This is a genomic window from Micromonospora sp. CB01531 (genome assembly GCF_001905095.1).
Taxonomy (GTDB): Bacteria; Actinomycetota; Actinomycetes; order Mycobacteriales; family Micromonosporaceae; genus Micromonospora.
This window is the reverse complement of sequence record NZ_LWLS01000105.1, coordinates 254,577-268,657: the sequence shown is the minus strand read 5'-3', so window position 1 is coordinate 268,657 and position 14,081 is coordinate 254,577. Positions and strand designations below refer to the sequence as shown.

Annotated in this window: 13 protein-coding genes; 2 read left to right on the top strand and 11 right to left on the bottom strand. The window is 69.0% G+C overall.

Annotated features, from left to right (window positions below; translation table 11 throughout):
- Nucleotides 1–64: 64 nt before the first annotated feature.
- The 11 genes from A6A27_RS32820 to A6A27_RS32770 form a co-directional block, all read right to left on the bottom strand.
- Complete coding sequence (locus A6A27_RS32820; RefSeq protein ID WP_158074100.1) at nucleotides 65–1,075, bottom strand: BMP family lipoprotein; 1,011 nt, start codon at nucleotides 1,073–1,075, stop codon at nucleotides 65–67.
- Nucleotides 1,076–1,525: 450 nt separating this feature from the next.
- Complete coding sequence (locus A6A27_RS32815; protein ID WP_083673049.1) at nucleotides 1,526–2,221, bottom strand: GntR family transcriptional regulator; 696 nt, start codon at nucleotides 2,219–2,221, stop codon at nucleotides 1,526–1,528.
- Nucleotides 2,222–2,485: 264 nt separating this feature from the next.
- Entirely contained in the window at nucleotides 2,486–3,316 is an 831-nt protein-coding gene (locus A6A27_RS32810) for a PIG-L family deacetylase (protein WP_073838490.1), read from the bottom strand.
- Nucleotides 3,317–3,392: 76 nt separating this feature from the next.
- Complete coding sequence (locus A6A27_RS32805) at nucleotides 3,393–3,569, bottom strand: DUF1737 domain-containing protein (RefSeq protein WP_073838558.1); 177 nt, start codon at nucleotides 3,567–3,569, stop codon at nucleotides 3,393–3,395.
- Between the two features lie 148 nt (nucleotides 3,570–3,717).
- Nucleotides 3,718–4,458, bottom strand: coding sequence for an AroM family protein (locus A6A27_RS32800; RefSeq protein WP_073838557.1), 741 nt, complete (start codon nucleotides 4,456–4,458; stop codon nucleotides 3,718–3,720).
- Nucleotides 4,458–6,242 carry an ABC transporter ATP-binding protein gene (locus A6A27_RS32795; RefSeq protein ID WP_073838489.1) on the bottom strand — a complete coding sequence of 595 codons (1,785 nt, stop codon included), beginning with the start codon at nucleotides 6,240–6,242 and terminating at the stop codon, nucleotides 4,458–4,460. Before A6A27_RS32795 ends, A6A27_RS32800 begins: the two co-directional genes overlap by 1 nt.
- A 49-nt stretch (nucleotides 6,243–6,291) precedes the next feature.
- Nucleotides 6,292–7,248 (bottom strand): DUF1177 domain-containing protein, encoded by a 957-nt coding sequence (locus A6A27_RS32790; protein ID WP_073838488.1) that lies wholly within the window; start codon nucleotides 7,246–7,248, stop codon nucleotides 6,292–6,294.
- The gene (locus A6A27_RS32785) at nucleotides 7,245–8,570 is read right to left on the bottom strand and encodes a M20 family metallopeptidase (protein ID WP_073838487.1); all 1,326 of its coding nucleotides are present in this window, start codon (nucleotides 8,568–8,570) and stop codon (nucleotides 7,245–7,247) included. The genes A6A27_RS32790 and A6A27_RS32785 overlap by 4 nt, the downstream gene beginning before the upstream one ends.
- A 119-nt stretch (nucleotides 8,571–8,689) precedes the next feature.
- Nucleotides 8,690–10,267 carry an ABC transporter substrate-binding protein gene (locus tag A6A27_RS32780; protein WP_198940544.1) on the bottom strand — a complete coding sequence of 526 codons (1,578 nt, stop codon included), beginning with the start codon at nucleotides 10,265–10,267 and terminating at the stop codon, nucleotides 8,690–8,692.
- 83 nt (nucleotides 10,268–10,350) lie between these two features.
- The gene (locus tag A6A27_RS32775) at nucleotides 10,351–11,259 is read right to left on the bottom strand and encodes an ABC transporter permease (RefSeq protein WP_073838486.1); all 909 of its coding nucleotides are present in this window, start codon (nucleotides 11,257–11,259) and stop codon (nucleotides 10,351–10,353) included.
- Nucleotides 11,252–12,259 (bottom strand): ABC transporter permease, encoded by a 1,008-nt coding sequence (locus A6A27_RS32770; protein WP_198940543.1) that lies wholly within the window; start codon nucleotides 12,257–12,259, stop codon nucleotides 11,252–11,254. Before A6A27_RS32770 ends, A6A27_RS32775 begins: the two co-directional genes overlap by 8 nt.
- 163 nt (nucleotides 12,260–12,422) lie before the next feature.
- Here A6A27_RS32770 and A6A27_RS32765 point away from each other — a divergent pair, with 163 nt between their 5' ends.
- A complete protein-coding gene (locus A6A27_RS32765) occupies nucleotides 12,423–13,247 on the top strand; it encodes an IclR family transcriptional regulator (RefSeq protein WP_073838485.1) in 825 nt (274 codons plus the stop codon).
- A 44-nt stretch (nucleotides 13,248–13,291) separates the two neighbouring features.
- On the top strand, nucleotides 13,292–14,032 hold the full coding sequence (gene pepE, locus A6A27_RS32760) for a dipeptidase PepE (RefSeq protein WP_073838484.1): 741 nt from the start codon (nucleotides 13,292–13,294) through the stop codon (nucleotides 14,030–14,032).
- The last annotated feature ends 49 nt before the right edge of the window (nucleotides 14,033–14,081 follow it).

Sequence of the window (14,081 nt, the reverse complement as noted above, 5' to 3'; positions counted from 1 at the left end):
AGCTCCGGTGCCCGTGCCGCGGCGGGCGGGGCCGGAATCGGGACGAGTCTTCATCGACGGCGGCCTAACGCTGCTCGAAGTGGTAGGTCGGCTTCGGGAGAAGAACACCCTTGTCGGCGACGATCTTGCCGTCGGTGATGTCCTTGGTGATCTTCTCGACGAGTCCCTTCTCCTCCGCCGTCCCCTTGCCCGGACAGAACTCGAATCGCAGCGCGCCGGTGCCTAGGCCGTAGCTGATGGCGCCAGCCGGCAGCTTGCCAGCAGCAGCGTCGGAGACGGCGTTCTTCAGGATGTCGGACCAGCTCACTACGCCGGATCCGATGATGTGGGGACTCGATTCGCAGTGCAGGGCGAAAACGTCGTACACGTCGGCAGGGCTGGCGGACCCACCGGCGGCCTGGTAGACGCCCCCGGAGCCACTGTCGAGGTCGGAGAGGATCGAGTCGACGCCACTGGCGATCATTGCTTCGGCGGCCTGCTTGGCCTTGCCGACATCGTTGTAGTCGCCGGTGTAGGTCTGCACGACCTTGGTGTTCGGGTTCTCCAGTGCGGCTCCTTGAGCCATGCCGTAGTACCACGCGCCGGACGCGGGCACCTGGAGGCCGGCGATCATCCCGAGCTTCTTGGTCCGGGAATGGGCCGAAGCGACGGCCCCGACCACGATGGCGTTGTAGCCGACGGCCGCGCTGACCGAGGTCACGTTCTCGGCGTAGGCGTCGAGGTCGGCGGCCACCAGGATGAAGTGCACCTTTGGATACTTCGGCGCCACGACTGCGACGGCCTTGTTGAACGAGGCGCCGTCGGCGACCACGATCTGGTTCTTCGCGGCCAGCGACTCCAAGCCCTGGATCTGCTCCTGTGAGTTGGCGGCGTTGTCAACGATGGAGGAGAGCTTGAGGTTCGTGTCAGCTTCGACCGCCGCGTTCACGCCGGCCAGGCCGAACTGGGTGAACCCGCCGTCGTTGCGAGGGGCCTGGGAGATGGAACCGATGTTCTTGGTCCCGTCGGCAGCCGCTACGTCGCCCGAGGACCCACACGCCGAGAGGGCGAGGGGTATGACGGTAACGGCTGACACGATTGCGATCTTGGTACGCATGCGAGCCCTTTCGTCGGCTGCTGCCTGTGCAGGTAACAGGGGTGAAACGGACCGGTGAAGAGAACTGGTATGGCAGATGCGAGCGCCTAGAGCGCTGGAGCACGGTAACGTGCACCAGATACTGCTGATCTGCCATACCAGTTGTCAAGAGGTTGATCCGATCCGAACTCCGGATGACGTGCCTCGGGCCAGGCCGACTCACGTCGGCACCGGAAGGGCGGCGGAAGCAAGGGCCACCTGGGCCGGCTAGGGCCTCACCGGCCGAGGACGGCAAGACTGCGCGCACGCGCCCACCCGGACGCGCGATCAAGGGCTGCGTGCCGGTGCCGGGCTGGGCTCACATACAGGATGGCGGGGTCAAGCCGCTGCTCACGTCCAGCGACGGGCCTCTCCTGGCCGCCGAGGTCGTCTACGAAAGCGCCGGAGCGGTCAGCGGCCGAACTTCGCCGTGACCTCGTCCTGGAGTTCGAGGCGGCCCTGCTGCACGTGGGCGCGCATGGCCTGCTCCGCCGCATCGGCATCCCGCGCGCGGATGGCGTACACCACGTCGCGGTGCTCCGCGAGCGACCGCCGCATCCGCCCCTCTCGCCTCGTCACGATCGAGGACAGCAGGCCGCGGTTCAGATGCTGGACCAGCAAGCGGTAGTGGTCGCTCAACCGTTCATTGCCAGCACCCTCGGTGATGAGCTCGTGCAACCGCGCGTCGATGGCACTGTAGCCGTCGGTGTCGCCGGCCTCGACGCAGTCCTGCATCGATGCCATCACCTCGTCGATCCGCGCGATGAGCTCATTGCTGGCGCGGTTCGCACACAGCCGGGCTGTCATCCCCTCGACCGCCTCGCGCACCTCGAAGAGATCGAGGATCTCGTGCCGACTAAGGCTCTTGACGAAAGTGCCACGGCGACGCTCGATCGAGACAAATCCGGCGCCTTCGAGCTCTTTGAATGCCTCACGCACCGGCATGCGGCTGACCCCGAACCGCTCGGCGAGGCGCGCCTCTGAGAGCTTCTCCCCCGGCGCGATAGCCCCGGACACGATCTCCTCACGAAGCCTCTGGACGATCACGTCCTTCTTCGAGACGTCGTTTTCGGCGACCCCAGCGGATGCCCTCTGCGCCGCCGACATAGCTCCCAAACTTCCTCTAGACCGCTGCCCGAACTCCCCTGAGCTTGATGCATGATACCCGCTACGGTGGCCAGGCCAGCACGTGCAGCGACGGCCCAACCTCCGGCAGCGGGCGTGAACGACTCGCTCAGAGAGGCGACCGGGACGCTCGCGGAGCAGTCAGCCTTTGTCCTCGCCGCTGCCGCTCGCGCAGCGGGCCGACGCCACCCTTGGGTGATGGCACTGCCGGCACCAGGACCGGCCCGGCCGACCACTCGGTGCCGGTCAGCGTAGCCCGGCGAACAGGTCGTCCTCCGGCGTCGGCGCACCGGTGGTGTCGCGGACCCGGACGAAGGTCTCCCGGCCCATGAGGTCGGTGAACCGCTCCTGGCCGAGTTGCAGGAAGAAGATGTTCTCGGCTTGGCTGGCGTGTGCGGCCAAGGATTCGAACTTCTGGCCGCCGTAGGCGCTCGTGTCCACCCAGGTGGTGATCTCGTCGTCCGGCAGGCCGAGCGCCGGCATCTCCCCCGACGGTCCGTCCGGCTCCGGAAACTCCACGCCGATCTCCTTCATGATGCGGCCGAAGTCCTGGAACGCGCTGCGCGGCACGGTGGTCCAGTACACCTTTGCGGGGATGTCCGTACGCTCGACCGCGGCCATGGTGATGCGGTGGGCCTGGATGTGGTCCGGGTGGCCGTAGAAGCCGTTCTCGTCATAGGTGACGACGACGTCGGGCCGGTAGCGCCGGATCAACTCGGCCAGCCGGTCGGCGGCCTCCCCCACCGGGGTGTTCCAGAACGCGCCGGGCGCGTCGTTGGCCGCCCAACCCATCATTCCGGAGTCGGCATATCCGAGCGTCTCCAGGTGCGTGACCTTCAACGCCTCGCAGCTGGCCGTCAACTCGGCGCGGCGCATCGCCACCACGGCCTGCGGGTCGTGCCCCGGGTCGCCCGGCTTGACCCCACCGGGCCCGTCGCCGCACCCCCCATCCGTGCAGGTCACGAGCACTGTCGTGATTCCCTCCGCCGCGTACCGGGCGAGGATGCCGCCCGTGCTCGTCGCCTCGTCGTCGGGGTGCGCGTGTACGGCCATCAAGGTCAGGGATCGGTCAGTCACCCCACCACCATACGAGGGAGGCCCCGATGCACTGGGCTTTGCCGCAATCCGGGACGGCTGCTGGGACGGGTCGTCGCTATCTGGCGCTGCCCTCGGACGTATCAGGGCGGACGCGGTGCGGCAGCACCAGCGCTTGAGCGGCGATGACGCGTTCACCGTTGAAGGTCAGCGCCGGCGACCCATACAGCTGGTAGCCCTGGTCGAGCAGGCCGCTGACGCGGGCGCAGAATGCCGCATCATCGGGTCCGGTGATGCGGCGGTAGCCAGCGACTCAGAGAGATCTGACACTGTCGCAGTGCGCCCGCCCGGCACAGGACTGGCGGGATGTGCTCCTGGCGGGCGATCTTGCCGAGGATGACTGGCCGGACCGCCTCAATGCGGAACTCCCCGATCAGGATTCATCAACCCGGTGAACGTTCATGGCCAGCGTACGAGGCGGAAGTCAGGAGCTCCACCGCGCCCGTCACCGCGAGGTGGCGGGCGGTCTCGGCTCGGATGCCCTTGGCGGCGAGCGCGTCCCGCTGCTGGCCCGTGTAGCCGATGCAGTCGAGGAAGACCACGTCGGCGCCACCGGCGGTGACCCGTCGTCCGGCGACCGCTACCTCGTCGAGTCCAGCCGTGTAGGGGTCTACGGCCGCCGCGATGACCGAGCGGCCCAGGCGCCCCTCCCACCGTTCCCGGATGTCCGTCAACTGCTCTGGCACGGGGCACAGCACGCCCAGGGAGCCCTCGCCGACGAGCTGCTCCATGAGCTCGTGGGCGAGGTCCTCCGCGTGGAGCACCGGCACCGACGTCGGGCCGTGCTCGACCCGGCCGGTGCACAGCACGAGGACGACCCCGCACCGATCGGCTACGCACCGTCGGATGGCGTCGTCGAGTGCTGGGGCGATGCTCGTCGCGCCGAGGCGGACGCGCGAAGCGTCCCGTAGGCGGGAAACGAGGGTGCGCTCCCCGGCGCGCGGCGCGAGCCGGGCGATGCCGTCCGCGTCGAGGAGGTCCAGCGCGCCGTGTTCGACCCAGTCGACGCCGGAGAGGACGGCCCCGACATCGGGGATGAGGTCGGTGCGGGGCGCCTGGCCGATCGTGACGAGACCGAGCCTCGGCCTCGCGTGGTTCGCCCGGCCCACAACCGGCACGTGCATCACGCCACCGCCTTCTCGGGCAGGTCTGCGGCCGCTACCCCACGCTCGACGATGCAGCGTCGCACGGCGCGGTCGACGCGCGCGTTGGGGTCGGCGATCGGGATCGCGGCGAGGAGCGCCTTGGTGTAGGGGTGCTGAGGTGCTGTGAAGATCTGCTCGACGGTGCCCTGCTCGACGACGCGCCCCTGGCTCATGACGACGATCTCGTCGGCCATCATTTCGACGACGGACAGGTCGTGCGAGATGAAGACGTAGGTGAGTCCGAGGTCTCGCTGCAGTTGCTTCATGAGGTCGAGCACCTGGGCCTGCACCGACACGTCGAGTGCCGATACGGGCTCGTCGCAGACGACGAGGCTCGGGTTGAGGATGAGGGCCCGCGCGATGCCGATCCGCTGGCGCTGGCCCCCGGAGAACTCGTGCGGGAAGCGGTCGATGTGTTCTTCCCCCAGGCCGACCGTCTCGAGGACCTCGACGATGCGGGCGCGGATCGCCGCGTCGTCGAGGTCCGTGTGCAACCGCAGCGGTTCGGCGAGTGCCCGGTGGATGGTCCACCGTGGGTCGAGCGAGGCGTACGTGTCCTGGAAGACGATTTGCATCTGGGAGCGGAGGCGGCGCAGCTCGTCGTCACTGGCCGAGAGGAGGTCGGCCCCGTTGAAGGTCACGGTCCCCGATGTCGGCTCGTGCAGGCGCAGCAGGGCCCGACCGGTTGTCGACTTGCCCGAACCGGACTCGCCCACGATGGCGAGCGTGCGGCCACGGCGGACCCGGAAGGACACGCCGTCGACCGCCGTGATGGTGTCGGCCGGACGTCCCAGACGGCGGCGTCGCCCGGTGAAGACCTTCGTCAGGTCGGTGACCTCTAGCAGCACCGGCGCATCGTCGTCCGGTGCTTCGGTGGGAGCGTCCGTGCGTGCTTCGACGCGAACCGACCCGGAGCCGTCGCGCCCCGTGCTTCCCTCGGCGAGCGCCTCGACCGCCTCGATGACGTGCTCGTTGGCGGAGGGGATGAAGCTGAGCAGCCGCTTCGTGTAGTCGGCCTGGGGCGCGGCGAAGAGCTGGTCCGTCGGCGCCGTCTCCTGCAGCTCACCGCCGTACATCACGGCGACCCGCTGGCAGGTCTGGGCGACGACACCGAGGTCGTGCGTGATGAGCAGGACCGCCGTCCCGTGCTGCTCCTGCAGGTCCATGATGAGGTCGAGGATCTGCAGCTGGGTCGTCACGTCGAGCGCCGTCGTCGGCTCGTCGGCGATGAGCAGCTTGGGCTCGCATGCCATGGCCATGGCAATCATGACGCGCTGGCGCATCCCGCCGGACAGCTCGTGCGGGTATCCCGCGAGGACGCGAGCGGTGTTGCGGATCCCCACCATGTCGAGCAGTTGGCCCGCTCGGTCGGCCGCCTGCCGTCGGCCTAGGCGCAGGTGCTGACGCAACGGCTCGGTGAGCTGGTCGCGGATTGTGAAGACCGGGTTGAGCGCGGTCATCGGCTCCTGGAAGATCGTCGCGATGTCCTTGCCGCGGATCTCGCGCATCTGCCGGTCCGACAGTGCGGCGAGGTCACGTCCGTCGAAGCGGATGTGCCCACCGGTGATGTGCGCCTGCCGCGCCGGCAGCAATCCTGTGATGGACATGGCGGTGACGCTCTTGCCCGAGCCCGATTCGCCGACCAGCCCGACCATCTCGCCGCGTGCGATGGTCAGGTCGAGGCCCCGGACCGGGTGGATCGGGCCGCGGGACGTGTCGATGCGGATTGAGAGGTTCTCGATCGACAGCAGAGTGTCAGCCATGTCCGTGCTCCTTGGTTCCGTATGCCGATGGGCTCGGTCTCGCGCCCGCTCAGGCGTGCGCGGGGACCTGCCCAGTCGTCTGCAGGTGGGTGGCCGGCCCGTAGAGGCTCTCGAGGAGCGCAGCCTGGGCCTCGTCGTGGAAGGACACCGCACCCGCGGTGAAGCCCTTGGCGACCTCGACGGCGAAGCGGGCGGCCAGGGCGATGTCGACCTCGTGACTCGCGCCGGTCGCGCAGCCGGCCACGGGCGTCACCGTCGTGATGGCGACACCGACGACGGGCGCGGCCGTCGCGACGGCCGGCTGAAGGATCGAGTTGAGGTGGTAGAGGCCGTTGCCGTACGGCGTGATGTCCTGCGTCGACAGCGGGAAGACGACGGCGGGCTCACCCGACACGGTCTCGAGGACGCCGATGAGGTCGGCGCTCGCGGGGAGGATGTAGCCGGCGCGGACCGTCGGGGAGATGGCGATGCCACGGTGGTTGATGAGGCGGTTGCCCTTTGTGGTGTCGATGGAGAGGACGGCGTCCATCTCCGGGGTGACCTCGTGCTCGTTCATCGCGGTGATGTCGACGGGCGAGTCCATGAAGGGCACGGGATCGTGTGGACGGGTCGGCGCGTCGGGGCAGATGTGCGTCGAGATGACGACGTCGCCGGGCAGGACATCGCCGCGGGCGTGCATCGCGAGGAGCTTGGCGGCCGCCGCGATGGCCGCGGTCGCCCCGTCGCCGTCGGACACGTAGCCGATCAGCTCCGGTCGGGCGCCGATGCCGCCAAGGCGCCCGACGACACCGAGCGTCGGGGCGTCGCCGCCGGCGGTCTTGCCGCGGCTGCCCGGGACGGTGACGCAGATGAAGTCGGTCGAACCCAGCTCACCCGCCACCGTCTCGACGGTGATCGAGCAGGCATTGTCGCCGAGGGTACGCAGGTGCTCGGCGACGAGGTCACCGGATGCGTCGGGGCGGTCGAGGAGGTCGAGGGCCGTAAGGACGTGGGACAGCACGATCATTCGCTTTCGACAGCGGTCTCGGCGACGCCGAGGTACCGGAGGGTGGTCAGGGCGTAGGTCTTCGCGGCGAGCACGACGTCGGCGACGGGTGCCTTCTCGTCGAAGCCGTGGATGGTGGCCAGCTCGGCCGGCCCGTACTGGAGCACGGGAATGCCGTGGCTGCGGAAGGTGCGGGCGTCGGAGGACGCCCACTGGAGCACGCCCTCTGTGGTGGGGTCGCCCGTCAATTCGCGCAGGGCCGCGACGAGCTCGGTGACGATGGGATCGCTCGGCAGCGTCCAGTTCGGCTCGCTGCAGAAGCCGATCGGCTCGATCGTCGCGTCGACGCCCGCCTCGGCGAGCAGCTCGTCGACCCGGGCGAGGACCTCGGCGCGCGACAACCCGATCGGCACGCGGGTGTCGACCTCGACGACGCACCGGTCCGCGACCACGTTGGAGGACGTGCCGCCGCGAATCGTGCCGATGTTGACGGTGACGTGCTCGAAGACGGCGCCGATGCCGGGGGCGTAGCCCTCGCGCTCCTCGGCGAACGTCTTCGAGCTCTCGATGAGGTCGAGCACGTCCTCGGGCGCGGACGGCTTCATGTCCCAGAGCTGCTGCAGGGCGACGACGGCCCGGGCCGCGAGGAGGTTCGCGCTGACGCCGTGCAGCGGCTGGAGGCTGCCGTGCCCCGGCTTGCCGTCGATCGTCATGCGGAACCAGTTGCTGCCCTTCTGGCCGATCGTCGGGTGCGTCCGCTCGGCGGGCTCGGCGATGATCGCGCCGGTCGCGCCGTCGAGGACCCCCTGGTCGAGGAGCCAGTCCGCCCCGCGGGAGCCGCCCTGCTCCTCGTCGGGGACCGCGGCGAGCGACAGCCTCCCGGCCAGTGGGACACCGAGGCGGTGGAGGACGACGAGCGTGTGGATGACGCCGGCGAGGCCGGCCTTCATGTCGCTCGCTCCGCGACCGCGCAGGTAACCGTCGACGACGTCACCCGCGAAGGGCGGGAAAGTCCAGCGGCTGAGGTCACCGACGGGAACGACGTCGGTGTGGCCGGCGAGCACGAGGTGGCGCGCCGTCGTGGGGTCGCCGCCCACCGCGGCGTTGCTCGCGGCACGGTGGACGACGATGCTGAGGCGACCATCGCCCGCGTCGTGGACCTCGGGGTCGAGGCCCTCGGCGCGCAGATGGTCGGCGATGAAGGTGCCGACGTCCGTGCAGTCCCCCGGGGGGTTCTCGCTCGGGATCCGGATGAGGTCTCCGGCGAGCGTCAGCAGTTCGTCCCGGGTGCGCTCGATCTCGTCGAGGACCCGGGTCTCCCAGTCGGAGGATTGCGTGGCCACGTCAGGCTCCAAGTGTCGTTTTGTCGGGGCGTCGGATTCGTGATGGTGCGCGGGGAGGCGGCCGCTGGCCGCGCGGCGGGATGGCAGCGGGCCCAGCGGCGCGCCTCCCCTTCTCGGCGTCAGCCCTTGTTGCTCAACTGGAAGAAGCGGATGATCCCGTCGGGGTACGACGTGTACCCCTGCACGCCCGCGCGCTCCGCGACGACGATGTTGTACTCGTACAGGTACGCCCACGGCGCCTGGGTGTTGATGATCTCCTGCGCCTTGCCGTACAGGTCGTTGCGGACGTTCTGGTCCGGCTCGGTCGAGGCCTGCTTCCAGAGCTTGTCGACCTCAGGGTTGTTGAAGTTGACGTAGTTGCTCGTGCCGTCGCTGGTCAACAGGAGGCCGAGGTGGTAGCCCGGGTCGTTGACGAACGAGGTCCAGCGGCTGATGTAGCTCTGCACCTTCTTCGTCGCGAGCGCCTCGAGGAACTGTGGGCGCGCCATCTTGTGGATGTTCATCGTCACGCCGATCTTCGCCAGTTCGGCCTGGATGAGCACGGCGTCGTCCGACCAGTCGTCGAAGCCGCTGCCGAGGGTGAAGTCGAAGCTGAAGCCGTTGGCGAAGCCGGCCTCCGCGAGGAGCGCCTTGGCCTTGTCGAGGTCGTGCGAGTAGGCGTAGCCGGCGTCGGAGAAGCCCGGGGTCGAGCTGGCCACGGACGAGCGCATCGGCGACGCCTGGCCCTTCATGACGTCGCTGATGAGCTTGTCGTACGGGATCGCGTACGACACGGCCTGGCGGACCTTCGGGTTGTCGAACGGCTTGATGGCGTTGTTCATTCCGAAGAAGAGGATCTTGTTGCTGGCGCGGGAGTCGATGGCGACGCCGGACTGCTTCGACAGGGTGTCGACGTCCTTCGCCGGCACCTCGAGCGCGAGGTCGACCTCGCCCTTGGTGAGGAGCTGGACGCGGTTGCTCGCCTCGCCGATGAACTTCGTGTTGACCTTGCGCAGGGCCGGCTTCTCGCCCCAGTAGGTGTCGTTGCGCTCGAGCACGGCCTCGGTCGCCGGGTCCCACTTCGTCACCCGGTAAGGGCCGGAGCCTGCGGTGTGGGTGTCGAGCCAGGCGGCGCCACCCTCTGCGTTGACCTTGTCGATGTTGATGATCGAGAACGAGTACATCGGCAGGATCTGGAGGAAGAGGTGGTTCGGTGCGGTGAGATCGATCTTCACGGTGCGCGGGTCGATCGCCGTCACCGTGCCGATGCCGGCCATGCCGTAGAGGAAGCTCGCCGACTTGGACTTCTTGATGAAGTCGAACGTCTTGACGACGTCGTCGGAGTCGAGGGCCGAGCCGTCCTCGAACTTCACGCCCTGCCGCAGGGTGAAGGTGTAGCTCTTCGAGTCGTCGCTCGCCTTCCACGACTCGGCGAGCATCGGCACGATCTTGTCCGTCTTGGCGGTCGGCTTGCCGTTCGTCGTCGTACGGTCGTACGTGACGAGCTGGTCGTAGGCCGCCACGACGAACGTGTCGGAGGTGACGTCGTTGGCCTCGGCGGGGTTGAGGGTCTTGCCGCCCTCGGAGTAGGCGGCGACGAGGGTGTCCTTGGCGGCCGCACCGGCACGCGAGGAGCTGCCCTGGTTGGCGTTGGCTCCACAGCCGGCTGCGGCGAACATGACGGCGACCGCGGCGGCCAGGGTGGCGCTGCGCTTCACGCTGTTCTCCTTCATGTACGGGTGGGGGAAGATGCGATGGAAGGGAGTGGATGGGCTGGCGCCCGTCGCAGATGCGAACCGGGTCATCGGCTCGTCCGCAGGCGCGGGTCGAGGACGTCGCGTAGGCCGTCGCCGACGAGGTTGAAGCCGAGAATCGAGGTGGCGATGGCGATGCCGGGGAAGACCGTCATCCACCACTCGCCGCTGATGATGTAGCCACGGCCGTCCGAGATCATGACGCCCCACTCCGCCGTCGGCGGCTGCGCGCCGAGGCCGATGAAGCTGAGCGAGGCGGCCGTGAGGATCGCGTAGCCCATGCCGAGAGTCGCCCGGACGAGGATCGGGGCAACGGTGTTCGGGACGATGTGACGGGTGAGGATCGTCCGGTCACGCAAGCCGATGGCGCGCCCCGCCTCGACGAAGTCACGCTCCCGGAGCGAGCGGGTCTGGCTGTAGACGATGCGGGCGAACTCGGGGATGCCGACGACGCCCACGGCGATCATCGCGCTGGCCAGGCCCGGGCCGAGGGCGGCGGCGATCGCCATGGCCAGCACGAGCGACGGGAAGGCGAGCAGCACATCCATCACCCGCATGAGCACGGCACCCACCACGCCGCCGAGAAAGCCGGAGATGGCGCCGATCGGGACACCGATGAGCAGCGAGATCCCGACGGCGATGAGCCCGGTCCAGAGAGAGATCCGCCCACCGGCGAGCACCCGGGCGAGGATGTCGCGGCCGAAGTTGTCCGTACCGAACAGGTGTGCGGCGGAGGGCGGCTCGAGGAGCCCTCCCGCTCCGGTCGCGGTGGGCGAGTACGGCAGCAGGCCGGCCACGAGAGCGCCGATGGTCCAGATCGCGATGAAGACGAGACCGACCATCGCCAGGCGGTTGCGGACCAGCAGGCGCCAGGCCGTCGTGGGCCGCGACCCGGCCCGGTCGCACGACGCGGCCCGGACGCCACTCGCAGGGGCGGACACGGTGGTGTCAGGCATTCTCGATCCTCGGGTCCAGTCGGGCGTTGAGCAGATCGACGCAGAGGTTGACCGTCAGGTAGATGGCCGCGGCGAGCAGCGTGAAGGCCTGGACCGGCGCATAGTCGGTGGCGAGCACGGACTGGACGACATAGAAGCCGACGCCCGGCCAGCTGAAGACGGTCTCGGTGATGACCGCGCCGCCGAGGAGTTGGCCGAACTGGAGCCCGACGACGGTCACGACGACAGGGGCGGCGTTCTTCAGCGCGTGCTTGAGGATGACCTTGGCCGGCGGCAGGCCTTTGGAGCGAGCGGTGCGCACGTAGTCCTGGTTGATCACCTCGAGCATCTCGGACCGGGTCATCCGGGCGATGATCGCCGTGCTCCCGGTGGCGAGGCACAGGGCCGGCCAGATTATGTGGGCCAGCGACGACTTCAGCGCGACCAGGTCACCGGTCAGGAGCGAGTCGAGGACGTAGAGGCCCGTGATCGACGTCGGTGGGTTCACGTCCTGGGCGATGCGGCCCAGCGGGGCCGGCTCCCACCCGAGCTTGTTGTAGAAAACGAAGATCACGATGAGGGCGAGCCAGAAGAGCGGCATCGACGCCCCGATCAGCGAGAAGATGCGGCTGGCGTGGTCGACCGGCCGGTCGCGACGCGTCGCGCTGATGACACCGATGGGGACCCCCAGCAGCAGCGAGATGAGGATCGCCACGATGGCGAGTTCGACCGTCGCCGGCAGCCGGGAGACGAAGTCCGCGAGGACGGGCTGGCCGGTGTGCCACGCGAATCCGAAGTCTCCGGCGAAGAGGCCGCGCACGTAGGAGATGAACTGAGCGACCAGCGGCTGGTCGAGGCCCATCTCGGCACGGATCTTGTCGACGGTCGCCGGGTCAGCCTGCTCCCCGGCGAGAGTCCGGGCGGGGTCGCCGGGCAGGACGCGGGTGAGCAGGAAGATGCAGAGCACGACGCCGAAGAGTGCCGGGATCATCGCGAGGACTCGTCGCACCACGTGGTTCACGGCCACCTCCAATCTGCGCTTCGTTGGGTCTGACCTGGTCTCGGCGCCCAGGATTCGCTCGCTCGTAATCCCTGAGCAATACTTTCTCTGTATTTGAGAGGGCGTCCCTGATCGGATCGGGGTGCGGTAGGTTCTCACCCGTCCCGCCCATCCCGGAGGACCCATGTCAGACACGGGCGCTCGCCCCCGCTCGCCGCTCCAGACCGTGGACCGCGCCCTGGAGGTCCTGCTGTCGTTCACCGAGCGGCGCCGCGACTGGGGCGTCATGGAGCTTGCCGAGGCCTTCGCCATCGACAAGTCGACCGCGCAGCGCATCCTCGCCGCGCTCGCCGCCCGCGGCTTCCTCAGCGCCGATCCGGTGTCCCGGCGCTACAGCCTCGGCCCAACGATGTGGCGCATGGCCGCCGTCTGGGAACGCACGGGAGGCCTGGCCGCTCTGGCGCACCGGGTGCTGGAGCCGCTCGCCTTCCAGACCGATCGCACGGCCCTCTTCGCCGTCCCGGACGGGCTCCACGTCCGGTGTGTCGCGGCCGTCGACGGCGGCGGACCGCTGCGCAGTCATCCGCTCGTCGGCGAGCTGTACCCGGCCAACGCGGGAGCCACCTCCCGCGGCTACTTCGCCTTCCTTGACGGAAACGAGCGGCGCGCCCTGATCTCGGGGCGGGTCTTCGCGACATTCACCGAGCTCACCAGGGTCGACGAGCACGAGCTCGAACGGCTCTTCGTCGAGGCCGTCGCGCAGGGGTACGCCTACTCCGAGGGCGAATACGACTACGCCACCCGGGCGCTCGCCGTTCCCATCATGCTCAGGGGGCGGCCCGTCGGCTCGCTCAGTCTCGGCGAGAGCAAGTATCCAGCGCGTTCCGACGACATCCGGGACCACCTGCCTGCACTGCAGGCCGCGGCGGAGCAACTGTCCGCCCTACTCGACAACCGGGCGAACTCGGCCGCCGTAGCCCGGCAGACCAAGCCGACCCGAGCCCACTGAGCGCCGCGCCATTGAGCCAGACCGACCACCGCAAGGAGACACCCATGCCCCAGGGCCACCCGAACCTCCTGCTCCTGTCCAACTCGACGGCCCCCGGGCGGACCTACCTCGAGCACGCGCGCGAGGCGATCCTCGAGACACTCGACGGCCTGCGCTCCATCGTGTTCGTCCCGTTCGCGCTGGCGGACCACGACGCCTACACCAAGACGGTCCGTGGTGCCCTGGAGCCGCTCGGCATCACCGTCCGCGGAGCACACGAGGGCACGCCGCGCGACCTGGTCGCCGGTGCCGAGGCCGTCTTCGTCGGCGGCGGCAACACCTTCCGCCTCGTCAAGGCGATCCACGAGCTCGGCCTGATCGACGTCGTACGCGCCCGGGTCGCCGAGGGAATGCCCTACGTCGGGTCGAGTGCCGGCACCAACGCCGCGACACCGAGCCTGCGCACGACGAACGACATGCCCATCGTCCAGCCGCCGTCGTTCCAGACCTTCGGCCTCGTGCCCTTCCAGATCAACCCCCACTACCTCGACCCGGATCCGGCCTCGATGCACCAGGGCGAGACCCGGGAGGAGCGGCTCACCCAGTTCCTCGAGGAGAACGACGTCCCGGTGCTCGCCATGCGCGAGGGCACCTGGCTGCGGGCGAGCGACGGTGCCATGCGGCTCGATGGCGTGGCCGCGGGCGCACGAGTCTTCTGCCGAGGATCCGAGCCGGTCGAGGTTCCGAGCGGCGCCGATGTGACCTGGCTGGTCGAGAGGGTGGGTTCGTTCGATATCCACCGTTGAGGTCAATCAGTCGACGAGGTCAGCGAGCCGGCGTCCGCAGGCGTGTGGG

Coding starts and splice junctions, on each gene's coding strand:
- pepE (WP_073838484.1), top strand. CDS start 13,292: ATGCCCCAGGGCCACCCGAACCTCCTGCTCCTGTCCAACTCGACGGCC.
- A6A27_RS32815 (WP_083673049.1), bottom strand. CDS start 2,221: ATGTCGGCGGCGCAGAGGGCATCCGCTGGGGTCGCCGAAAACGACGTC.
- A6A27_RS32790 (WP_073838488.1), bottom strand. CDS start 7,248: ATGATCGTGCTGTCCCACGTCCTTACGGCCCTCGACCTCCTCGACCGC.
- A6A27_RS32800 (WP_073838557.1), bottom strand. CDS start 4,458: ATGCACGTGCCGGTTGTGGGCCGGGCGAACCACGCGAGGCCGAGGCTC.
- A6A27_RS32775 (WP_073838486.1), bottom strand. CDS start 11,259: ATGCCTGACACCACCGTGTCCGCCCCTGCGAGTGGCGTCCGGGCCGCG.
- A6A27_RS32795 (WP_073838489.1), bottom strand. CDS start 6,242: ATGGCTGACACTCTGCTGTCGATCGAGAACCTCTCAATCCGCATCGAC.
- A6A27_RS32765 (WP_073838485.1), top strand. CDS start 12,423: ATGTCAGACACGGGCGCTCGCCCCCGCTCGCCGCTCCAGACCGTGGAC.